Annotated in this window: 13 protein-coding genes; 12 read left to right on the top strand and 1 reads right to left on the bottom strand. The window is 44.2% G+C overall.

Translation table 11 applies throughout. The features are described from left to right. Positions 1 to 72: 72 nt before the first annotated feature. Both rpoC and PSYCG_RS11310 read left to right on the top strand, forming a co-directional pair. The gene (gene rpoC, locus PSYCG_RS11315) at positions 73 to 4,293 is read left to right on the top strand and encodes a DNA-directed RNA polymerase subunit beta' (RefSeq protein ID WP_020444318.1); all 4,221 of its coding nucleotides are present in this window, start codon (positions 73 to 75) and stop codon (positions 4,291 to 4,293) included. Positions 4,294 to 4,520: 227 nt separating this feature from the next. Then, the gene (locus PSYCG_RS11310) at positions 4,521 to 5,045 is read left to right on the top strand and encodes a DUF6586 family protein (RefSeq protein ID WP_011514488.1); all 525 of its coding nucleotides are present in this window, start codon (positions 4,521 to 4,523) and stop codon (positions 5,043 to 5,045) included. Positions 5,046 to 5,223: 178 nt separating this feature from the next. On the opposite strand, the gene PSYCG_RS11305 is transcribed toward PSYCG_RS11310, so the two are convergent. Beyond that, positions 5,224 to 7,917 carry a penicillin-binding protein 1A gene (locus PSYCG_RS11305; RefSeq protein WP_020444317.1) on the bottom strand — a complete coding sequence of 898 codons (2,694 nt, stop codon included), beginning with the start codon at positions 7,915 to 7,917 and terminating at the stop codon, positions 5,224 to 5,226. A 195-nt stretch (positions 7,918 to 8,112) separates the two neighbouring features. Here PSYCG_RS11305 and pilM point away from each other — a divergent pair, with 195 nt between their 5' ends. The 10 genes from pilM (at position 8,113) to PSYCG_RS11255 (ending at position 23,615) form a co-directional block, all read left to right on the top strand. Further along, the gene (pilM, locus tag PSYCG_RS11300; RefSeq protein ID WP_041772319.1) at positions 8,113 to 9,168 is read left to right on the top strand and encodes a type IV pilus assembly protein PilM; all 1,056 of its coding nucleotides are present in this window, start codon (positions 8,113 to 8,115) and stop codon (positions 9,166 to 9,168) included. Further along, entirely contained in the window at positions 9,168 to 9,833 is a 666-nt protein-coding gene (locus PSYCG_RS11295) for a PilN domain-containing protein (RefSeq protein ID WP_020444315.1), read from the top strand. The genes pilM and PSYCG_RS11295 overlap by 1 nt, the downstream gene beginning before the upstream one ends. Further along, positions 9,830 to 10,561: a type 4a pilus biogenesis protein PilO gene (locus PSYCG_RS11290; RefSeq protein ID WP_020444314.1), complete on the top strand. Its 732-nt coding sequence runs from the start codon at positions 9,830 to 9,832 to the stop codon at positions 10,559 to 10,561. The genes PSYCG_RS11295 and PSYCG_RS11290 overlap by 4 nt, the downstream gene beginning before the upstream one ends. Then, entirely contained in the window at positions 10,561 to 11,100 is a 540-nt protein-coding gene (locus tag PSYCG_RS11285; RefSeq protein WP_020444313.1) for a pilus assembly protein PilP, read from the top strand. The genes PSYCG_RS11290 and PSYCG_RS11285 overlap by 1 nt, the downstream gene beginning before the upstream one ends. Before the next feature lie 27 nt (positions 11,101 to 11,127). Continuing rightward, entirely contained in the window at positions 11,128 to 13,506 is a 2,379-nt protein-coding gene (pilQ, locus tag PSYCG_RS11280) for a type IV pilus secretin PilQ (protein ID WP_020444312.1), read from the top strand. Between the two features lie 164 nt (positions 13,507 to 13,670). Next, positions 13,671 to 14,231, top strand: coding sequence for a shikimate kinase AroK (gene aroK / locus PSYCG_RS11275; RefSeq protein ID WP_011514481.1), 561 nt, complete (start codon positions 13,671 to 13,673; stop codon positions 14,229 to 14,231). Positions 14,232 to 14,312: 81 nt separating this feature from the next. Further along, positions 14,313 to 15,422 (top strand): 3-dehydroquinate synthase, encoded by a 1,110-nt coding sequence (gene aroB / locus PSYCG_RS11270; RefSeq protein ID WP_020444311.1) that lies wholly within the window; start codon positions 14,313 to 14,315, stop codon positions 15,420 to 15,422. A 173-nt stretch (positions 15,423 to 15,595) separates the two neighbouring features. Then, complete coding sequence (locus tag PSYCG_RS11265; protein WP_020444310.1) at positions 15,596 to 16,732, top strand: hypothetical protein; 1,137 nt, start codon at positions 15,596 to 15,598, stop codon at positions 16,730 to 16,732. 800 nt (positions 16,733 to 17,532) lie between these two features. Next, positions 17,533 to 21,996, top strand: coding sequence for a glutamate synthase large subunit (gene gltB, locus PSYCG_RS11260; protein ID WP_020444309.1), 4,464 nt, complete (start codon positions 17,533 to 17,535; stop codon positions 21,994 to 21,996). 197 nt (positions 21,997 to 22,193) lie between these two features. Continuing rightward, complete coding sequence (locus PSYCG_RS11255; RefSeq protein ID WP_011514477.1) at positions 22,194 to 23,615, top strand: glutamate synthase subunit beta; 1,422 nt, start codon at positions 22,194 to 22,196, stop codon at positions 23,613 to 23,615. Positions 23,616 to 23,662: the final 47 nt, after the last annotated feature.

Here is a 23,662-nt window from a genome sequence, read left to right as displayed (position 1 = left end):
CATTGCCTTCATTCATCTCAACCGCGCTCATAGCTCGCTGTCAGATGATTATAAAGATAACGGAGAAGCAACTTGAAAGATTTACTCGATATCATGCAAAGCCCTACCGGCAACGGTAACCATGAATTTGACAGTATTCAAATTACTTTGGCCTCACCTGATGTGATCAAATCATGGTCTCATGGTGAAGTTAAAAAACCTGAAACGATTAACTATCGTACCTTTAAACCTGAGCGTGATGGTCTATTCTGTGCCAAAATTTTTGGCCCAGTAAAAGACTTTGAATGTTTATGTGGTAAATACAAGCGCCGTAAGTTCCAAGGTGTTATCTGTGAAAAATGTGGCGTTGAAGTCACTACTGCTAAAGTTCGTCGTGACCGCATGGGTCATATCGACTTAGCGAGCCCTGTTGCGCATATTTGGTTCTTAAAATCATTACCAAGCCGTATCGGTCTATTATTAGACATGACGCTACGTGATATCGAGCGTGTGCTTTATTTTGAAAGCTATATCGTAACTGAGCCAGGTCTGACTTCTTTAGAGAAGTATCAGCTGCTTGATGATGAAGATTATTACAAAGCCCTTGAAGAATTTGGCGATGAATTCACTGCCAAAATGGGTGCGGAAGCGGTTCAAGACCTTTTAAAAGACATCGATTTAGATTTAGAGATTGATGAGCTGCGCGAATCAATTCCGCAAACGGGTTCTGAAACCAAGCTTAAAAAGATGTCTAAGCGTCTTAAGTTATTAGAAGCCTTCCGTGATTCTAATAACAAGCCTGAGTGGATGGTGATGAACATCTTGCCAGTACTACCACCAGACTTGCGTCCTCTAGTCCCACTAGAAGGCGGTCGTTTTGCGACTTCAGATCTTAATGATCTATATCGTCGTGTGATCAACCGTAATAACCGTCTAAAGCGTCTGCTTGAGCTAAGCGCTCCTGATATCATCGTACGTAACGAAAAACGTATGTTGCAAGAATCAGTAGATGCCTTGCTTGATAATGGTCGCCGTGGTCGTGCGATTACTGGTAGTAATAAGCGTCCATTGAAATCTTTGGCTGATATGATCAAAGGTAAGCAAGGTCGTTTCCGTCAAAACTTACTAGGTAAACGTGTTGATTATTCTGGTCGTTCGGTGATCGTTGTTGGTCCAACCCTACGTCTACATCAGTGTGGTCTACCAAAGAAAATGGCACTTGAATTGTTCAAGCCATTTACTTATAACAAACTATTGTCTCATGGTTTGGCGACGACGATTAAAGCTGCCAAAAAGATGGTAGAGCGTGAAGAGCCACAAGTGTGGGATATGCTGGCCATGGTTATCCGTGAGCATCCAGTACTCCTTAACCGTGCGCCAACACTTCACCGTTTGGGCTTGCAAGCATTTGAGCCAGTACTAATCGAAGGTAAAGCCATCCAGTTACATCCTCTAGTTTGTACCGCGTTCAACGCTGACTTTGATGGTGACCAAATGGCCGTTCACGTGCCATTGACATTAGAAGCTCAGCTTGAATCTCGTGCGCTCATGATGTCGACCAACAACATCTTGTCTCCTGCGAACGGTGAGCCAATCATCGTACCATCACAGGATGTTGTATTGGGCTTGTATTACATCAGTCGCTCGTCAGTAAATGCCAAAGGCGAGGGCATGATTTTTGCTACCGTTAATGAAGCATTGCGTGCGATTGGTTCAAACGATTTACATGTTAACGCCAAGATTAAAGTTCGTGTCACTGAAACGCATATTGATGATGATGGCAATCGTACTAAAGAGACGAGTATCAAAGATACCGTTGCTGGTCGCTTGTTAATCTGGAACATCATGCCTGTTGGTATGTCGTTTGACGAATGTAATGAAGAGATGACTAAGAAGAATATCTCTAAACTGATCAACTCTTGCTATCGTAAAGTGGGCGTAAAAGAAAGTGTTATGTTTGCTGACCAATTGATGTATCTTGGTTTTGCACAAGCGACACTATCTGGTGTGTCTATCGGTATCGATGACATGGTTATTCCACCACTGAAAAAGCAAATCATCGAAGTCGCTGAAGCTGAAGTGCGTGAAATTGAAGACCAGTTTGAGCAAGGCTTTGTAACGGCTGGTGAGCGTTATAATAAAGTGGTCGATATTTGGTCACGTACTAATGACAAAGTCGCTAAAGCGATGATGGACAACTTAGCGACTGATAAAATTATCAACGCTAAAGGTGAAGAAGAAGAGCAGAAGTCATTTAACTCTATCTTTATCATGTCAGATTCTGGTGCTCGTGGTAGTGCCGCACAGATTCGTCAGCTTGCTGGTATGCGTGGTTTGATGGCTAAGCCAGATGGCTCAATCATTGAAACACCAATTAAAGCGAATTTCCGTGAAGGTTTGACCGTACTTCAGTACTTTATCTCAACGCATGGTGCGCGTAAAGGTCTTGCGGATACGGCATTGAAAACAGCTAACTCAGGTTACTTGACGCGTCGTTTGGTTGACGTAGCACAAGATTTGGTTATTACCAGTGATGACTGTGGTACTGAGCAAGGTTTGCTCATGAAGCCACATATCCAAGGTGGTGAAATCATTGAGAAGTTGGGCGAGCTAGTACTAGGTCGTGTAACGGCACGTGATGTCACTTATAACGATAATGCTGAAAAAATCTTGATTCCAGCGGGTACGTTGATCGATGAGCATTGGGTTAAAGTACTAGATAACAATGCAATCGATGATATCTGGGTACGTTCAGTGATTACTTGTAATATCGAACATGGCGTTTGTTCACAGTGCTATGGTCGTGACCTTGCTCGTGGTCATAAAGTGAATATAGGCGAGTCTGTTGGTGTTATGGCGGCGCAGTCTATCGGTGAGCCTGGTACTCAGTTGACCATGCGTACTTTCCACGTTGGTGGAGCGGCAAGTTCTGCTTCTGTGGACAACAGCATTTCAGTTCGTAGTGCTGGTCAAGCGCATTTTGAAAACATGAAGACTGTACAGCATACCGATGGTCATTTGGTTATCGTATCGCGTTCAGCTGAAATCGCTTTGACCGATGAGCTTGGTCGTGAGCGTGAGCGCTATAAAGTACCTTATGGTTCAAGCGTTCTTGTGAAAAATGAAGACCAAGTTGAAGGCGGTCAAACTATCGCTAAGTGGGATCCGCACACGCATCCTATTATTACAGAATTCGCGGGTACCGCACGTTTCAGTGAAATCACTGATGGCTTAACTGCTACCGTAAAAGTTGATGATGCGACGGGTATGAGCTCGTTTGAGATTCTAGCTACTCGAGATCGTTCAAGCTCAGCAAAAGACTTACGTCCGGCGATTATCTTGAACACAGACGAAGGTAAAGAAGTCGTTTACTTCTTACCTGCTGAAACCATCATTCGCGTCAGCGACGGTGAGAAAGTTGCAGCCGGTTCGATTCTAGGTCGTGTACCACAAGCGTCTTCAGGTACCAAAGATATTACCGGTGGTCTGCCACGTGTAGCTGATTTATTCGAAGCACGTCGTCCAAAAGATCACGCTATCATGGCAGAGATGTCAGGTGTCGTGAGCTTCGGTAAAGAGACCAAAGGTAAAAATCGCTTCATTATTACTAATGAAGATGGCGAGATTCATGAAGAGCTGATCCCGAAATGGCGTCAGATTAACGTCTTCGAAAACGAGACTGTTGCTCGTGGTGAGGTTATTGCTGATGGTCCACAGAATCCGCATGATATCTTACGTCTGAAAGGACAAACCGCGCTTGCTGACTATATCGTTAACGAAGTGCAGGACGTTTATCGTCTGCAGGGCGTAAAAATCAACGATAAGCACATCGAAGTTATCATTCGTCAGATGTTGCGTAAAGTTGAGATTACTGATGGCGGCGATTCAAACCACTTTAAAGGTGATCAAGTAGAATATGCTGATATCAAAGCATTGAATGCCAAGCTAGAAGCGGAAGACAAATTTCCAGTTCAGTTTGAACGTCAATTACTTGGTATTACCAAAGCAAGTTTGGCAACCGAAAGCTTTATCTCAGCCGCATCGTTCCAGGAAACGACTCGTGTCCTAACGGCTGCTGCGGTCACTGGTAAAGTGGATGAGTTACGTGGTCTTAAAGAAAACGTAGTCGTTGGTCGCTTGATTCCAGCTGGTACTGGTCTTGCTTATCATAAAGCTCGTAAAGAAAAAGCAGAGCAAAAACTGCAAGATAAAGACTTAAATGCGGCGTTTGATATGTCAGCAACGACTGATGCGACAGACTTTGCAAGCTTCGATGAAGCCTTTGCTCAAGAGTTGAATCAAGGTAATCATTAAATTAGATAGCGTCTAGTTATTTGAATAAATAAAAAAGCCAGCCTAAGTTGCTGGCTTTTTTTGCTTTAAAATTCCATCACAACAAGTTTTTTCTTGGGAAATGATAAGATAAAATAGTACACTGCATAACCGAATTACTTAAATAGTCAGAGATTTTGGCTCTAGTATTCATAAGTATTCGTAATTTCTGATTATTTTTAGCAGTACTCACTAAAAAGGATAAGCGTATGGCAGATAAAACTCGCGTTGCCAAATATCAAGCTGACCGTACCAACCAAAAGCTATATTTTTGCCGCCTTGCCTGTCAAGCCGCTGCAGACACAACTGACAAGCAGTTATATCAAGCACATTGTGAGACCGCTATTTTTCATCTATACGGTACGTTTTTAGCTTTTTTACAAGAGCTTGGTCACTTTTATAATATAACGCTGACGACGCCGACGTTGCTAGATATCGAAGAAGCACTGATCGAGCGTACGCAAGTATCACCTGAAGTGCAGCGTCTAAAGCAGTTACAGCAGCAAGGATTCCTGGCTGATATAGAACATGCCTATCAGCGTTGTCTATATGCCGTGATATCTGAGCATTCGGTGGATAAAGCGGCTAATGACAAAAAACAAGTGCCTGATTTGATTGTCAATGTAGTAACACTGTCCAATCAATGGTTGCCAGATGATGCGACCATACGTGAATGGCGCCAACAGTTTTTGGAGCTGATTGAGCAGCTACGTGCTGGTATGGTGGAATTTTAGTTCTTATGGCTTAGATTATATTTTCAAAGCTTCGTTATGAGTGCTTAATGAGTAGCTGCTACCTTTAAGCTGAGTAAGGCACAAAATTAAATGCAATTGAAATATGCCCTATAAAAAAGGCTGGCTCAGTGTTTACTGAACCAGCCTTTTTAAATGTATCAATATAGAAAGCAGTCTATTACTCAGGCATCGCTGGCATACGTTCTACAGGCTTGACTACTAATGGTTTTGGTTTCTGCGCTGGGCTATTAGTAATACCATTATTAGCAGGTTTAACATCGGTCGTAACTGCCGGCGTTTCAACAGGTTTTGGAGCAGGTGGCTGGCGCTTCTGAATAGATGTCTTTACTGGTTTTTCCGATTTGCCTGTATCAGTATCTTCGCCATCAAGTTCAGTGACCCCTTCATCCATCATCTCTATAATGTTTTGCTTTTGTTTCTTGGACTTGGCACGGTTATTAATAGAGACCCATTGGCTAGGCGTGTCATTAAGTTGGGCTTTCATAAAATCCATCCAAACGGGTAGGGCTGCCACACCACCATATTCGCGACGACCCATGGTTGATGGTTGGTCAAATCCCATCCAGACGACGGTAGCATTGGTAGGATGGAAGCCTGCAAACCAAGCATCTTTCGCTTCATTGGTGGTTCCTGTCTTGCCGCCAATATCATCACGTCCCAAAGATCTTGCTTTAAACGCTGTACCACGCTGTATTACATCACGTAAGATATCTGCCATCTCATAAGCGACTTTAGGCTTTAAAATACGCGGAGCTTGTTCAGCGCGTACGTACTGTACAACAGGTGCTTTTAGGCGATCTGATTCTGGACTGGCATCGTAAATGCTCAAATCAATCTTGTTACTGTCTTTAGTAGGGGTGTTACTCTTGTCAGCCTCTATATCAGTTTCTGTATTTTTACTTGCCGGCGATTCTTTAGCGTCGCCTGTTTTATCGTCTTCAGCTACTTTTTTACTCTCCTCTATTTTTGCATCATATTCTTCAGTTAGTTTTTTATTGACATCGTCGAGCTGCTCATTGAAACATAGGGCACAAGCTTGCTGAGGATTGGCTTGAAACAAAAGCTTATTATTATAATTATAAATTTGTTCAATAAAATAAGGTTGAATGCGATGCCCGCCATTGGCAAAGGTGGCGTAAGCGGTTGCCATTTGTAATGGGGTTGCTTGACCTGTACCCAACGCTAAAGACAAAGTAGTTGGCAGCTTTTCTTTATCAAGACCAAATTCATCTAATAAGTTGCGAGCGTCAGAGATGCCAATTGCTTGCAGCAAGCGAATAGATACTAGATTACGTGATAAATAAAGTCCGCGGCTTAACGTAATATCACCTAAGAATCGACCATCAGAGTTTTTTGGTTTCCAGTCACCTACTTGCAGCGGGCGATCCGAAACTATACTATCTGGACGATAGCCTTTTTCTAATGCTGCTGTATAGACAAGGGGTTTAATGGTGGAACCGGGTTGACGCCAGCCCTGCAGAGCACGGTTAAATTTACTATGGTTAAAATCAAAGCCACCGACCAAGGCAAGAACGCCACCGGTATCAGGATTCAGAGAAACCAAACTACCTTGTATCTCAGGTATTTGACCAAGCTGCCAGCCACCACTAGCAGTCGGTATCAGGCGAATAATATCGTTCTTACTCACTATTTGGCTGGCATTACTTGGAAAATAACCAATGCGATCAGCAGAGATATATTTACGTGCCCAGCGCATACCAGACCAATTAACGGTCACGCTTTCTCCTGAAAGCATGGTCGCCTCAAAACTACTGGTATTCACTTTAGTCACTTTGGCAGGCGACATATTGCTATAGCGACTGAAATTCTTTAGCGGTTCATCATTTGCTTCGGCGCCGCGCCAGCCATGGCGATGTTCGTAAGCAACCAAGCCAGATAAAATTGCCTTTTCTGCATCTATTTGCGCTTGACTATCAACCGTCAAGCGTACACGCCAGCCGCCATGCATAACTTGCTCACCATAACGATCAACCAAAGCTGCGCGCGTCATTTCTGCCAAATACGGCATATTAACATCCAGCTTTTCTTGATAAAGCTTAATACCGATGGGCGCATTAATAGCTTCGTCATATTGGGTTTTGTCGATGTAACCCAATTCATGCATGCGACCAATAATCCAGTTACGGCGCGTGAGCGCACGGCTTGGATTGGCAACAGGATTGTATTTAGAGGGCGCTTTCGGCAAACCTGCAAGCATTGCCATCTCAGCAATGGTGAGATTTTCTAACGATTTACTATAATATTTTTTGGCAGCAGCACGAATACCATAAGCGCCTTCACCTAAGTAAATTTTATTGACATAAAGGGTAAGAATATCGTTTTTACTCAGCTCGTCTTCAATCTTACGGGCTAAAAACAATTCCGTTAGTTTGCGATTCAACGTGCGATCTGAGCTTAGAAAATAATTTTTGGCGACCTGCATGGTGATGGTCGAGCCACCTGTTTGGCTTTCATCATCCGTCACCACTTCGGTGACCGCGCGCCCTAATCCTTTAATACTAATACCGCTGTGCTGAAAAAATGAAGAATCTTCTGCTGCTAAAAAAGCATGGGTCAAGTCTTCCGGTATCTCTTCAAAGGTAATAGGCAATGATAAACGGTTGCCATATTGCCCAATCAATTTGTCATCACTACTATATATCTGTAATGGCATCTCTAAATTTGCTGTTTTAATCTCTTGCGTGCTTGGCAACGTTGGCGATAAATACATCGCCATACCATAGAAGCCAATAGGGACGGCAAGCGCTAATACAACCGCCAACGCAAGACAGGCAATGAAAAGCCCCACCAAAAAGTGAATGAGACGAACGGTGGCATTTTTTTTGGTCATAGTCAGACTTATCGATTAAGGTTTGCAACAGATAAAAAACATTATACCTTGAACAAAATAGCCAAGTAATAATAAATGTGTAAGTTAGCCTCTACAGGACATTTAAATGCTTGAATCTATCTGTTAAGTAAAGTATTGTACTAAATTATTACAAATAACTATCAGATTGTACACTTAATATAAGGTATAGAGTTTGTGAGGCTATTTACTTCTAAGAGTCGACATTTGATTGGCGTGGATATCTGTACCACCTCAGTGAAGTTGGTTGACATACAGCGCCAACAAGGCGTTTTCCACCTAAGATCTTATGGTACTGAAATATTACCTGAAGGCGTAGTCATCGACAAACTCATTATAGACACGGAAGTGGTAGGCAATACTATAGCAGGCTTGGCAAGGCGTTGCCAAGCGGCTGGTAGTAGTGCAGCCACAGCAGTCTCAGGGTCAGCGGTGATTACTAAAATCATCGATATGGATATGGTGCTAAGTGACGTTGAGCGTGAAGCTCAAATTCGTTTGGATGCTGACCAATACATACCTTATCCGCTAGAAGACGTCAATTTGGACTTTGAAGTATTGGGTCCCTCTCTTATAAATGATGACATGGTACAAGTACTGCTTGCCGCCTCTCGTTCAGAAAACGTTGACCAAAGAGTTGATGCCTTAACCTTTGGTGGTTTGCAAACCAAGGTAATGGATATTGAGTCGCATGCCATTGAGCGTGCTTTTGGCTTAATGGCAGACAGTCTGCCAAACTTGCCAGATTTGGTGGCGCTGGTTGATATCGGACACAATCAAACAACATTATATGTCGCCAAAAATGGCGAGTTTATCTATAGTCGTGAGCAGTTATTTGGAGGCAGTCAGCTGACGGAAGCCATCCAAAACCGCTATGGTTTGTCTGCTGAAGAAGCTTCTATTAGTAAGCGCGAGCGTGCTCTACCTGATGATTACTATACTGATGTCTTAACACCATTTATAGAAAATACCATCCAACAAATCACTCGCTCTTTACAGTTTTATTTCTCCTCAAGTCAATATAGTAGTATCGATCATGTGGTCCTTGCTGGTGGCAGTAGCTCTATTGCGGGTCTTGCTGGCATGGCGCAGCAGCGATTGGGCGTGCCTGTGAGTATTGCAAATCCGTTCATTAATATGACTATTGCGCCGCATATCGATCATGAGCAACTGGCGATTGATGCACCCAGCTTAATGGCCGCTTGCGGTCTGGCGTTAAGGAGCTTTGACTAATGGCTCGTATTAACCTACTGCCCTGGCGAGAAGAAGAGCGTGCCCGCCGCAATAAAGAGTTTATCACCTTGGTGGTGGCAGTGACACTGTTGTCTCTGCTTGCAGCATTTGCGACGTGGAGTTATTTTAATAACGAACTTGCTGAACAATTAGATGCCAATGCACTGATTGAACAAGAAAACGCTCGCTTGGATAAAGCGTTGGTCGAGATTGATAGCTTAGAGCAGCGCCGTGAAGATATCATCTCACGTATGCAAGTTATTCAAGACTTGCAAGGTCGACGTCCTGTACCTGTACGTCTATGGGATGATCTTGCTAAAGCCATTCCGCCAGCGCTTTATTTGAATAATCTAAAACGTGAAGGGGATGTATTAACATTGACAGGTCTTGCTGACAATCCAAACGTGGTATCAAGCTTGATCCGTAATCTTGATAGCAGTAAGTGGATGGGCGATTCAGCCGTAAGTAATATTCAGCAAAACATTACCGCTTATCAAGCAGCCCCCGTTTTGGAAAATACGGTCACTACGCCAGGTGAACAACCGCGTCCTATTTATCCTGAAGACAGCTATGTGCAGTTTGTGATCACGACTAAAGTACAGTCTGAATCAGCCGTTCCTGTAGAAGGTGCTGATGGCGCTATTGTACTTGGAGGTGAGTTATGAAACTGACCCGTAAAAAAACCCGTATTAAACTCAAAAAGACGGTGATAAGACAAAGAAAACAGTTTGATTTAAATGAGTTTCGCCGCAGTTTTGAGTCATTGGATTCTGAAAACTATGGTAGTTGGCCGCTCCCTGTTAAAGTCACCGTCATTGGTTTTATTATTGCTTTGATTGCTGCTTTGTCATGGGCATTACCAATCAGCAGTAAAATCGATGAAATTACAGCAGCAGAAAGCCAACAACAAACCTTGCTCGATAGCTACCGTGAAAAAGAATCGCGCGCGCGCCATCTACAAGCTTATCAAGCTCAAGTGATTCAAATGGAAGCGGAGTTTAATACTTTGCTTGACCAGCTACCAAAAGATACCCGTGTATCAGAATTGGTTGAGGGTATCAATATGACGGGCGTGGGCAGTAACATCCGTTTTCAGGACATATCTGTCGAGCCTGAAATTGAAAATGAATTCTTTATTGAGCAGCCTATTCGTATTGCAGCGTTGGGTGACTACCATCAATTTGGTAGTTTTATCAGTGGTTTGGCAGCTTTACCAAGGATTATCACCATGCACGACTTCGAAGTCAGTAATCCGCAGCCAACCTTGGATGTTTTACCCGAGCTAAATTTGGTATTGCAAACCAAAACCTATCGCTCCAAAGAAGCGGTCCCTGAAGGTGATGCAGCGGCGGCTGAAGCTGTACCCACCGATGCTGCTGCAGGAGGCAACTAATGATTAGCTACAAACTGCCTAAGTTAAGGTTATTGCTGTTAAGCGCTACTGTTTTATCTCTAACGGGTTGTACGGATCGTATCGGTTTAGCAGAACAGGCAATGGCTGATGTCCGTAACCAGCCTGCGCAGCCGATTGAGCCTCCTCCTCAGGCCGAGCTGGTAGAAGATTTTGTCTATAGCGCCAGTGCGCAGCGTAGTCCATTTTTGCCACCGAGTTTAGTGAACGTACAAGGTCCGACCACCTTTATTGACGGGGTACGCCCTGATATAACCCGAGTCAAAGAACCGCTTGAACAGTACGAGCTGACACAACTGATTTTTCGCGGTGTGGTTATCTCGCCTGAAGGTCAACAGTATGCTTTAGTACAGCGGCCTGATGGCTCAGTTGCTAGTGTTAGAGTGGGTAATTATCTTGGATTGAATGACGGTCGTATTGTTGAAATCACACCGACTCAGATTAACTTGATTGAAATTGTGCCAGACAGCCGTGCTGGGTTTGTTGAAAAACCCCAGTCACTGGTGTCCCCTATAAGCTAAGTCGGCAGATTTTTTAAGGAATAAATAATGACAGTACGCAATAACAAGGTAATGACGATGAGCAACCGCGTATCTTCTACTTTTGCCATCTCTGCATTGGCAATGAGTATGGTAGCTGTAAGTAGCATTGCCCATGCCGAGCAACGCATCAACAATGTCTCTGTGGTGCAGACTGCGCCAGCCGTAACGCAAATGCGTTTAGGGTTTTCAGGTGCGCCAGTATTACCAGCCGCTTATCAGCTCGACAATCCTAGCCGTTTGGTGCTGGATTTTGAACAGGTGCAAAACGGTCTTGCTAGTCGCTTTAAAGAATATAATATCGGTATGGTCAATGAGGTCACCACCTTAAATAGTGACAATACCACCCGTCTTATCGTTGGGCTAAAAAAGACGGGCAACTATACCACCGCGATTGATGGCAATGAATTATTGCTGACGATTACGGACCCTAATCGTCCAGTGATTGCTCCGGTGGTCACGAAAGTCATTACCAACGACCCTGTACAAGATGTCCTAAATGGCAATTCGGCTATTACTACCACGGCTGTGGTTACGCCCATTGTTGAAACCAGTAGCGTTGCTGTCGCGCCTATTAGAACCACAGTCACAAAAAACCAAGTACCTGCTGACACCATGGTCGTACGTGTCAACCCTTTATTAAGCCCACAACTTGCCTCTGCACAAGTCAGCAAGCAGTATAGCTATGATGGGCTAAGCGCTGTGAATTTTTCAGCAGGGAATGATGGCGGTGGTAACGTTAGTATCTCACTTGCCAATGAAGCGATTCCTGTAGACGTTCAGCGTCAAGGTAATAAGCTGGTTGTGCGTTTGACAGGCAGTACCGTACCTAGAAATCTGCTACGCCGATTGAATGTTAATGGTGGTTTGGTAGACAGTATTGATACTAAAAACCAAGGTCAAAATGGTGTTATTACCATCAATATGAAAGACGATTTTGAATATCAAGCCTATCAATCAGGCAGTCAGCTAAATATTGGTATCAGACGACCTGAGCTGCTACGTGAGCCGACGCTTGAAGAAAAAGTCTATACCGGTGCAGCGCTATCTATGGAGTTTCAAGATGTTGAGATTCGTAGTGTCCTAGATATCTTAGCGCAGTTTACAGAGATGAATATCGTTGCTAGTGATTCGGTCGCCGGTAACATTACCTTGCGCCTTATCAACGTACCTTGGGATCAAGCACTTGATATCATTCTTAAAAGTAAAAATTTGGGCAAACGTGAAAACGGTAACGTAATTTTGGTTGCGCCTTCAACTGAGCTTGCTGAACAAGAAGCACGTGAGCTTGAAGTCCAGCAAGCAGTTGAGTCTTATGCACCGTTACGTACTGAATATATCCGTCTAAGCTACGCAAAAGCGGCAGATGTCCTAACCCTGATCTCTCAAGGTAGTGGTGGAGCTTCTGGCGGTAGCAATACTGGCAGCGCCAATGCTAATACTAACGATAGCAATAGCTTGCTCTCTAATCGTGGGACGGTAACAGTCGATGAGCGTACCAATACTTTGATTGTTAAAGATGTGGCAGCCAGCATTGAAAATATCCATAAGCTGATTGGTAAAATCGACATTCCTGTCCGTCAAGTCATGATTGAAGCGCGTATCGTTAGTGCAACTGATAGCTTTAGTAAAGAGATTGGCGTGCGTTGGGGTATCTTGTCAAATGGCGCTGCCAATAACCGCAACTTGTTGGTCGGTGGCAGTAACCAAACTTTATGGGACTTAAAAGATTTTGATGTGCAGACCACGACTATTAATGGTCAGACCGTCTCTTATCCTAAATACGATATTACTCGTCCTGACAATCTAAACGTTGACTTAGGCGTTGATAATCCAGCAGGTCGTATTGCCTTTGGTCTGTTAGGTATTTCTGATTTCATGCTCGATCTCGAATTGTCAGCCATGCAAGCAGACAACCGCGGTGAAGTGATTTCTACGCCGAAGATTTTGACCTCTGATAAGCAAACAGCAAAAGTATCTTCTGGTACGCAGATTCCTTATCAAGAAGCGTCAGCAAGTGGCGCGACTACTACTAGCTTTAAAGAAGCTGCTTTAAGTTTGGAAGCCACGCCAAATATTACTCCAGATGGTAAGATTGGTTTGCAGCTGCTAATCACCAATGGCACACCGACCATTATTAACAATCAGGTTGCCATCGCTGAAGACTCGATTTCTACCAACGTTATTGTTGAAGATGGTCAAACCATTGTATTGGGCGGCGTCTTTAAAAACCGTACTAATAATGGCGTCGATAAAGTACCTTTCTTAGGTGATTTGCCTTATATTGGTCGTGCCTTCCGTAAAGACGTGCGCAGCAATACCAAAGAAGAGCTGCTGATATTTATCACGCCGAAACTGATCAATGATGGTATTAGTCGCTTAGATTAGTCAGATTTTAGTTGGTTTTGAGTCATAAAAAGCAAGCCTTAGTGCTTGCTTTTTTAATGGTTGATTTTTAGGCTGGCAAGGATTTTACTAACAATAATCACAGCTCATTACTAGCCAGAATATCAATGACGTTGTATCATACCTAATTTAGCTGAGTGAGTACTATGGTTGAGGAATTACCGTCGGTATTTTTGGTAGGGCCGATGGGAGCAGGGAAGACCACAATCGGCAGATTACTGGCAAAGCAGCTCGGGCGCTCGTTTGTAGACAGCGATTGGTATATCGAATCGCAGACCGGTGCCGATATCGCTTGGATATTTGCCAAAGAAGGTGAAGCGGGCTTTCGAGAACGGGAAACGCGTGCAATCGATGAGCTAACACAGCAACCGCAAATTGTTTTAGCGACTGGCGGCGGTGCTGTGATGGCAGCTGAAAATCGTGAGTATTTAAAGCAGCGCGGTATCGTTATTTATCTCAACGCGCCTGTCGATGTACAAATGGCTCGTACTGCGAAAGACAAATCGCGTCCTTTATTACAGCAGCCAAACCCCAGAAAAATACTGCAAGGTTTATATAGCGCGCGCGATCCATTGTACAGGGAAGTAGCGCATATCATTATGCCAACAGGACATACGTATCCACGGCACATGGTCAATCAATTATTACAGCAGCTTAACTCATTTTGTATCTCTACGTCTGTCGATTCAGAGCCTGAAAAAGACTGATGTCAAAAAATGACTAGTATGACCAATATTATCGAATACCTATTTAGTTAAATTTTACTCGTAAGAATTAAGGAGATTTTCATGGCAACGCCACTGTTTCATGCTGACTTGACAGTACATACGCAAAGTCATGACTATCCAATCGTCATTACTGAAAACGCAATAGCAGAAAACAGCAGTATGGCTAGCCAAATTGCCCCTTATGTTACGGGTCAGCAGGTATTGATTGTTACCAATGACACTATTGCGCCGATTTATCTACAGGCCTTACAGAAGCCGTTAGAAACCCAATTTACCGTGCAGGTGTGCGTGCTGCCAGATGGTGAACAATATAAGAACCAGTCGAGTATCAATCAGATTTATGACGTGCTGATGGCAGCGCATTTTAATCGTGATGTGACTCTGATTGCGCTTGGTGGTGGTGTCATTGGCGATATGACGGGATTTGCAGCGGCAAGCTTTATGCGCGGCGTCAATTTTATTCAGATACCAACCACCTTGCTATCTCAAGTGGATTCAAGTGTCGGCGGCAAAACCGGTATCAATCATCCGCAAGGCAAAAACATGATTGGCGCATTCTGGCAGCCGCAAATGGTATTGGCAGATATGAGCACACTCAAAACCCTGCCAGCGCGCGAGCTGTCAGCAGGGCTTGCTGAAGTTATTAAATATGCGCTGATTATGGATGCCGAGTTCTTGACTTGGCTTGAGCACAATCTGCCTGCGATGATGGCTTTGGATTTAGCGGTACTGGGTGAAGCGGTCAATCGCTGCTGCCAGTACAAAGCTGATGTTGTCGCCCAAGATGAAAGAGAGTCAGGTGTACGCGCTTTATTAAATTTTGGTCATACGTTTGGTCATGTAATTGAAACTCATGAAGGTTATGGTAGTTGGCTACATGGTGAGGCAGTTGCTGCGGGCATGGTACAAGCGGCTGAGCTGTCGCAAAAAATCGGCTGGTTAACGAGCGATGAGGTTGCTCGTGTTAAGCGCATATTGTCATTAGCCAATTTACCGATCACGCCGCCGCCTATTGAAGTTCAGACCGCTTTGGACTTAATGGGGCATGATAAAAAAGTGAAACACGGACAAATCCGCCTTATTTTGTTAAAATCATTGGGTGAAGCAGTATTAACCAATGATTTTGACCCGCATCTGCTCACCGATGTGCTAGCCATGCATGCACCGTAAGCTATAAAAGAACATATATTATAAATGGCTATGAGCAGTTAATTTTTCAATATAGAAATAGCACGGTACTAAAAGCGATTCTCTTTTATTTTGAAGTGAGTATAGAGCGCTTGGTTTTATCTGTATAATTTTTATGACCCTATCCTAAGCATATCTTTACCAAGGACACCTCCATGGCAGCATCTCGCTCGACGACTCGCACCGCGAGTCAATCCTATCGCCGTCAAGCGCTGATTTGGCTGATAGCGACTCTGATGTTGGGTGTGACCACCGCTTTGGTATGGATGTTTAGCCAAACGCCAGCGATGGGCGCCAAGATAGAAAACGCGCCCATAGCAGCGCCGAAAACACTGAGTGCGGAGCTTGAGCAGCCATTGAAAATTGAATCGCTGCATGAGCTTGATACTGACGTACAACCGATAAGTTTTGATGAAACGGTTCGTGATTTGCGCAGCTATCCTGATGAGTTTAAAGATAAGCGTTATCTGCTTGCCAACAAAGGCAAGTGGACAGTACAGGTCATGAATGTCGCTGAAAATGAGGTGATTGTCAGTTATCTAGAAGGACGTGAAGACCGTAGCAAATTTACATATTTCCGCTACCTTGATGAAAACGAGCAAGTCCGTTATATGCTGACTTATGGCTTGATGGGTAGTCCACAAGAAGCAGTTGGTGCGGCTAAGCTGATAGATTTTAAGCTGCCTGCCAATGTACGAGTATTGCCTGAAGAGATCAATCGCTACGTTAGCATCATTGATAATTATGAGCGCCCTGATCCTGTAAAAGATTTGAGTACAAAGCGTACCCGTGCCGTCAATCTGAGACCAACCAAGCGTGAAGTGCCGCTACGTCAAAAAACACCTACGGTAAATAACAGTGAGCAATCCGCAAGCAATGCGACCAACCGTACTCCTCAAGAATCGACCAATAGCAGTGCGACTGAAAGCATTCGTCAGTCCGTTGATACCTCTGATACCTTGACAGTTAATGAGGAGCGTATTTTCGGTATAGAAGAGCAATCTCCTACTACCTCAGCCTCTAAGAATAATGATAATAACCGTAAGCCTGAGCAAGAAAGCAAAAAGCCTGTTGTATCTGGTGCTGATACTAATTCAGCGAAAAAACCACCAGTGGTTGCCACGCCTAAGGCGCCGAATAACACTGCCAATCCCAACAGTACAAATTTGGATAATAAAAATTCAAATGCAAGCTCGGCGAATAAAAATGCCAATAATAGCTCTAACAATGCGGCAGCGCCAAAAGCCAAAAACGACAGTATAAAAGAGCTCATCGAAGAAAAGAAAGACTAATTTTAAGTAAGCACATACGTCAAAAAGCCCACTCAAAAATACAGTGGGCTTTTTTATGAATCATTTACTTATGGGTTATGATATCTTATATAACCAATAGCAATATAAACACTTACAAAATCTGACGGATGAATCGGCAGAAAAGACTAGATTTTTTGTCGATCATTCACTAATATAAGGATGGGTGACGTTCTGTATAGTTATCGTAAATGGTCATTTGTTAGCTTCTAATTTAATAAGATTTTATTAGATCTAGGATAAATGATTAACAGAAAACATCATATCTCAAGCGCTGCTACTTGTTAGCTGGTTACTAGTTATCCGCTACGATCAGCATATCGCAAGTGGCGCAACTTCTCTTACTATCATCCTTATTAGGATTGTTAAGGCGCTTGAATATAGGCGTCTTATATTCACATTTGATGGATAAACTGCGTTTTTTCAGCTATTTACTAGTTTGGTCATTGAAGATTATAAGATTCATATTGGAACCTATAACCAACATAAGATCGACAAGTAGTCACGTTGAAGTGCTTAATATTTTGATTTGCGACGATTGACATTGAATACTTTCACCAAGTTATCCTATCAGTCCGCGTTAAATTGATGGCTCAAATGTTGCTAGCATACAGGGTACTTTGATAATTGTTTTTATCATACCCAGCGCACTGGCAATAATTTTTCTGCTCGCGCTTTGTTAATCCGGATGTGTAAATATAATCCAGCCCGTTCTGCTTGCGGAAAACGGTTTGTGCATCACATTGGTTGCATAAACTTCCGCTTACTTAAAAGGACCAGCTATGTCAATGATTTCCTCCCATACGCATTTGGCCTCGCCAGATGACTTTTCTGACAATTGCGGTTTTGGTTTGATTGCTCATATTGAGGGTCAGGCCAGTCATGACTTGGTAAAAACAGCCATTCACAGCCTAAGTTGTATGACCCATCGTGGCGGCGTGGCAGCTGATGGCAAAACCGGCGATGGTTGTGGTTTATTATTAGCGACGCCCGTTGCCTTTTTTAGAGACATTGCAGCAGAGCAACAGTTTGAGATAACGGATAACTTCGCGGTTGGTATGGTATTCGTCAATCCAGATACGGCAACGGCTCAGCATAGCCTACAAGTATTAAATGAAGAGATTACCGCACAAGGCTTAGAAGTAGCCGGCTGGCGCGATGTACCACTTGATTTAAGCATTGTCGGTGAAATTGGGCGTCAGACATTACCAGATTTTAAGCAAGTATTTGTCAATGCGCCGGATGGTTTAGCGGCAGATGATTTTAATCGCAAGCTGTTTGTGGCGCGTAAAAAATCTGAGCAACGCTTGGTTGATGATGAGCTGTTTTATGTCTGCTCATTGAGCTGTCAGACTATTATTTATAAAGGTTTGGTGATGCCATCAGACTTGCCATCTTTCTTCTTAGATTTGCAAGATGCGCGTTTGGCGTCGCATATTGTGGTGTTTCATCAACGCTTTTCAACCAATACGCTACCGCGCTGGCCACTAGCCCAGCCTTTCCGCTATCTGGCGCATAATGGTGAGCTAAATACCATCTCCGGCAACCGCAGCTGGTCTGAGGCGCGTACGCCAAAATTAAAATCAGATAAATTACCCAATTTGAATGAGTTAACGCCTTTAGTTAATAGTAGTGGCTCAGACTCATCTAGCTTAGACAATATGCTAGAAGTTCTGATGTCAGGCGGTATGAGCTTGTTTCATTCGATGTCAATACTTGTGCCACCTGCTTGGCAGAATGTCGATAGCATGGATATGGACTTGCGGGCATTTTATGAGTTTTACTCGCAGCATATGGAAGCATGGGATGGTCCTGCAGGTCTCGTGATTCAAGATGGTCGCTATGCCGTCTGTATGCTGGATCGAAACGGTCTGCGTCCATCACGTTGGGTAACGACGAAGAATGGTTATATTACGGTCGCCTCAGAAGTGGGGGTTTGGGACTATAAGCCAAAAGACGTGCTCGCTAAAGGTCGTGTTGGACCGGGTCAGATGCTAGTCATTGATACTCAAACCGGTCAAATAATGGATACCAAAGCCATTGCGACCTTGCTTAAAAAGGCGCATCCGTATCGTAAATGGTTACGCGACGAGGCGACCCATATCCGTGATGATGAGCGCTTAGAAGAAGAGATAGCTGCACAGGCATGTCGCGGTGAGCCGCTAAAAGCATTGCAAAAAATGTATCATATCACCAATGAAGAGCGTACAGAAATCATCCGCCCTAATGCCGAAAATGCCCAAGAGCCAGTTGGTTCGATGGGTGATGATACGCCAATGGCGGTACTGTCACAGCAGATTCGTCATGTCGGTGATTTCTTCCGCCAGCAATTTGCACAGGTGACCAATCCACCGATTGATCCGCTACGTGAATCTATTGTAATGTCGCTACAGACGTGCCTCGGCGCTGAAACCAATGTGTTTGCGCCATCAGCCCGCGACGCGCATCGTATTATCTTGTCATCGCCGGTGTTGTCAGCAAGTAAGATGCAGCAACTTGAAGCCTTGGCTGATCCTGCCTTTAAGATGGCACGTATCGACTTAAATTGTGACCGTACGCTAGAGCTTTCCGCTGCCATTATCTCTATCTGCGAGCAAGTTGCCAGTAGCATTCGTGCTGGTCATACCTTGATTGTCTTATCTGATAGAGACATTGCGGTAGATAAAGTCCCTGCCAACGCCATAATGGTCACAGGGGCGGTGCATCATTATCTGATTGCACAAGGTATTCGTACTGATGCCAATTTAATTATTGAAACTGGTCTGGCACGTGATTCACATCAAGTCGCGGTATTAATTGGCTTTGGTGCGACCTGCGTTTATCCTTATCTAGCTTATGACGTGATTGATGATTTGGTTGCGACTGGCGAGCTGCTTGGTGATCCGATTCAGGCACGGGTAAATTTCCGTAAAGGCTTAGATAAAGGTCTGCTAAAGATTTTATCAAAAATGGGTATCTCTACCATTGTATCGTATCGCGGTGCGCAGTTATTTGAAGCGGTAGGTCTTTCTGAAGAAGTGGTTAATCTGTGCTTTAAAGGCGTGCAAAGTCGTATTAAAGGCGCAACCTTTGCTGATTTGGCAGCAGATCAAGCGCAGCTTGCGGCAAATGCCTTTAAGCGTCGTGCCCCACTTGATCAAGGCGGCTTATTAAAATTTGTCTTTAATAAAGAGTATCATGCCTTTAATCCTGATGTGATTAATAGCCTACATTTGGCGGTACGAACTGGTAATTATGACAATTACCGTCAATATGCAGAAATCGTCAATAGCCGTCCGGTCGCTACTTTACGTGATTTATTACAGCTTAAAACGGACAATCCACTTGACGTTGATGAGGTTGAAGATATCTCGGCCATTTTGTCGCGTTTTGACTCTGCTGGCATGTCGCTAGGCGCGCTGTCGCCAGAAGCGCATGAAGCCATCGCTATCGCTATGAATACCATTGGTGGTCGCTCAAACTCAGGTGAGGGCGGCGAAGACCCTGTACGTTATGGGACACTGCGTAACTCAAAAATTAAACAAGTTGCCTCTGGTCGTTTTGGGGTAACGCCCGCCTATCTGCGTTCAGCAGAAGTCATGCAGATCAAGGTTGCTCAAGGGGCAAAACCTGGTGAAGGTGGTCAGCTGCCAGGTGGTAAGGTCAATGCTTTAATCGCTCGCTTACGCTACTCTGTGCCTGGAGTGACGTTGATTTCACCGCCGCCGCATCATGATATCTACTCGATTGAAGATTTGGCGCAGCTTATTTTTGATCTTAAGCAAGTCAATCCAGATGCGTTGGTGTCAGTTAAGTTGGTTTCGCGTCCGGGTGTTGGCACGATTGCAACAGGTGTGGCAAAAGCCTATGCTGACTTGATTACTATCTCAGGTTATGACGGCGGTACGGCAGCATCACCACTGTCGTCTATCCATCATGCTGGCTCGCCTTGGGAGTTAGGTCTTGCTGAAACTCATCAATCATTACGCGTTAATGGCTTACGTCATAAAGTCCGTATTCAAACCGACGGCGGTCTAAAGACAGGACTTGATGTGGTCAAAGCCGCCATTCTTGGTGCTGAGAGCTTTGGTTTTGGCACCACGCCGATGATAGCGGTCGGTTGCAAATACCTACGTATTTGCCATTTAAATAACTGTCCAACGGGCGTTGCCACTCAAAAAGCCCAGCTACGCGATGATCACTTCATCGGTGAAGCTGAAATGCTGATTAACTTCTTTAAATTTGTCGCAACCGAAACACGAGAATGGCTTGCAAAGCTTGGCGTGCGCACGATGGAAGAGTTGGTTGGACGTACTGACTTGCTTGATATATTAGAAGGCAATACTGCTAAGCAACAGCATCTTGATTTATCGCCTCTATTATTTAGTCATCCTGCCAGTAGCGGCAAAGCGCAGACTTGTCAAGTTGAGCGCAATGAGCCATTTGATAAAGGCTTGCTTGCTGAGCAGATGATTAGTGATATGCTGCTGAATATTCGTCAAGGCAATGGTGGCGACTATAGTTATTACGTTGGTAACTGTGATCGCTCGATTGGGGCGCGTATCTCAGGCGAGATTGCAGAGTTATGGGGCAATCTTGGCATGAGTGACAAACCCATTAAGCTGCACTTGACCGGAACAGCAGGACAAAGTCTAGGTGTTTGGAATGCTGGTGGCTTGCATATTGAGCTTGAAGGCGATGCCAATGATTATGTTGGTAAAGGCATGGCAGGCGGCGAGATTGTAATTTATCCACCAAAAGACTCAAGTTTTGTGACGCAAGATACTGCCATTGTAGGTAATACCTGCTTGTATGGTGCAACAGGTGGCAAGCTATATGCCGCTGGTACGGCAGGGGAGCGTTTCGGTGTTCGTAACTCAGGTGCTCATGCTGTTATCGAGGGCACAGGCGACCATTGCTGCGAGTATATGACGGGCGGTATCATCACCATACTTGGACGTACTGGTCTTAACTTTGGCGCAGGTATGACGGGTGGATTTGCTTATGTACTCGATCTAGAAGGTGATTTCTTTGATCGCTGCAACCATGAGTTGATTGATTTAAATCGTATCTCAAGCGAGCAGATGGAAAGCCATCGTATCTACTTACAGCAGGTCATCGAAAGGCATGTCGATAAAACGGGTAGCGCATGGGGGCAGACCATATTAGCGGACTTCGAGCATTATGCGCGTAAGTTCTACTTGGTTAAGCCAAAAGCAGCAAACGTTGCAACTTTGCTTAAAACCACGACCGCTGATCCGCAATAATTGATCTGATTTATTGATAGCGTTGTGTACCATAATATATAGATATTAGAGGTGCACGACGTTATTCTAAAGATGAATTTATAGATGTTTTGAGCAGGTAAATGACAGCCTATATAAGTAAATTTGCCTCATTGAGGCTGCCTATATCGACTGTCGTTAGCCACTATAAAAGACCCCTATATAAAAGAGACAATACCATGGCAAAACGCTTAGAAAATAGTTTTCAGTTTTTAGATGTGCCAAGGCTTGAGCCGATCAAAAAAGACATCGCCACGCGTTCAACAGAGTTTGTTGAAATTTATCAGCCGTTTGAAAGTGAATCAGTCGCTCAGCAATCGCATCGCTGTTTAGAATGTGGCAATCCGTATTGTGAGTGGAAATGCCCCGTACATAATTACATTCCTAATTGGTTAAAACTAGCCGCTGAGGGTCAAATTTTCCAAGCTGCAGAATTGTGTCATCAAACCAATACTTTGCCTGAAGTCTGCGGACGTGTGTGCCCGCAAGACCGCTTATGTGAAGGCTCTTGCACACTCAATGACGGCTTTGGTGCCGTGACGATTGGCAATGTCGAGAAGTATATCAATGACACCGCTTTTGCCCTCGGCTGGCGTCCTGATATGTCTAAAGTAATTTGGACAGACAAGAAGGTTGCCATCATTGGAGCAGGACCTGCAGGTCTTGGCTGCGCAGATATCTTGGTCAGAAATGGCGTCAAACCCGTTATCTTTGATAAACGTCCAGAGATTGGTGGTTTATTAACTTTCGGTATTCCAGAGTTCAAAATGGAAAAAGATGTCATGCGTAATCGCCGTGTCATCTTTGAAGGCATGGGCATGGAATTCCGCCTTGAGACAGAAATTGGTACCGATGTCAGTATTGATGAGCTGCTCGGTGAGTATGATGCTGTATTTATGGGTATGGGTACTTATACCTATATGCGTGGCGGCTTTGCTGGTGAAGAGTTGGAGGGTGTGTATGACGCTCTAGATTACCTGATTGCCAACGTCAATCGCTGTAATGATTGGGAAAAAGACTCAGGCGAGTATATCGACCTAAAAGGCAAAAAAGTCGTGGTGTTGGGTGGTGGCGATACCGCGATGGACTGTAATCGTACCAGTATTCGTCAAGGTGCTGAGCAAGTATTCTGTGCTTATCGCCGTGATGAGGAAAATATGCCAGGCTCACGTCGTGAAGTGGTCAATGCACGCGAGGAGGGGGTTGAGTTCTTATTTAACCGCCAACCGACTGAAATAATTGGCTTAAACGGTAAGGTTAATGCGGTAAAAGTAGTAACGACGCATCTGGGCGCACCAGACGAAAACGGTCGTCAGTATCCTGAGCCAATTGCCAACTCAGAAGAGATTATTCCCTGTGATGCAGTGATTATGGCATTTGGTTTCCGTCCAAGCCCTGCGGATTGGTTTGACGCGCAGCAGATTTCTATGGACAAATCTGGTCGAGTATTGGCAGCGGAAAAACAAACCTTTAAGTTCCAAACCAATAATCCTAAGATCTTTGCCGGCGGCGATATGGTACGTGGCTCTGATTTGGTAGTCACTGCCATTTGGGAAGGTCGTGAAGCGGCTGAAGGGATTTTAGATTATTTAGAAGTGTAGTAATTAGCCTGATTGACACCCAAATGCTCACTTAACTTTGCCTTTTT

The organism is Psychrobacter sp. G, from assembly GCF_000418305.1.
GTDB classification, from domain to species: Bacteria; Pseudomonadota; Gammaproteobacteria; order Pseudomonadales; family Moraxellaceae; genus Psychrobacter; species Psychrobacter cryohalolentis.
The sequence above is the reverse complement of the archived record's forward strand: the minus strand, read 5'-3'. Positions and strand labels throughout refer to the sequence as shown.

Bases quoted from the DNA above. Each gene is read 5' to 3' on its own strand.
- PSYCG_RS11310 (WP_011514488.1), top strand. From the start codon at position 4,521: ATGGCAGATAAAACTCGCGTTGCCAAATATCAAGCTGACCGTACCAAC.
- PSYCG_RS11305 (WP_020444317.1), bottom strand. From the start codon at position 7,917: ATGACCAAAAAAAATGCCACCGTTCGTCTCATTCACTTTTTGGTGGGG.
- PSYCG_RS11295 (WP_020444315.1), top strand. From the start codon at position 9,168: ATGGCTCGTATTAACCTACTGCCCTGGCGAGAAGAAGAGCGTGCCCGC.
- PSYCG_RS11290 (WP_020444314.1), top strand. From the start codon at position 9,830: ATGAAACTGACCCGTAAAAAAACCCGTATTAAACTCAAAAAGACGGTG.
- PSYCG_RS11285 (WP_020444313.1), top strand. From the start codon at position 10,561: ATGATTAGCTACAAACTGCCTAAGTTAAGGTTATTGCTGTTAAGCGCT.
- pilQ (WP_020444312.1), top strand. From the start codon at position 11,128: ATGACAGTACGCAATAACAAGGTAATGACGATGAGCAACCGCGTATCT.
- aroK (WP_011514481.1), top strand. From the start codon at position 13,671: ATGGTTGAGGAATTACCGTCGGTATTTTTGGTAGGGCCGATGGGAGCA.
- aroB (WP_020444311.1), top strand. From the start codon at position 14,313: ATGGCAACGCCACTGTTTCATGCTGACTTGACAGTACATACGCAAAGT.
- PSYCG_RS11265 (WP_020444310.1), top strand. From the start codon at position 15,596: ATGGCAGCATCTCGCTCGACGACTCGCACCGCGAGTCAATCCTATCGC.
- gltB (WP_020444309.1), top strand. From the start codon at position 17,533: ATGTCAATGATTTCCTCCCATACGCATTTGGCCTCGCCAGATGACTTT.
- PSYCG_RS11255 (WP_011514477.1), top strand. From the start codon at position 22,194: ATGGCAAAACGCTTAGAAAATAGTTTTCAGTTTTTAGATGTGCCAAGG.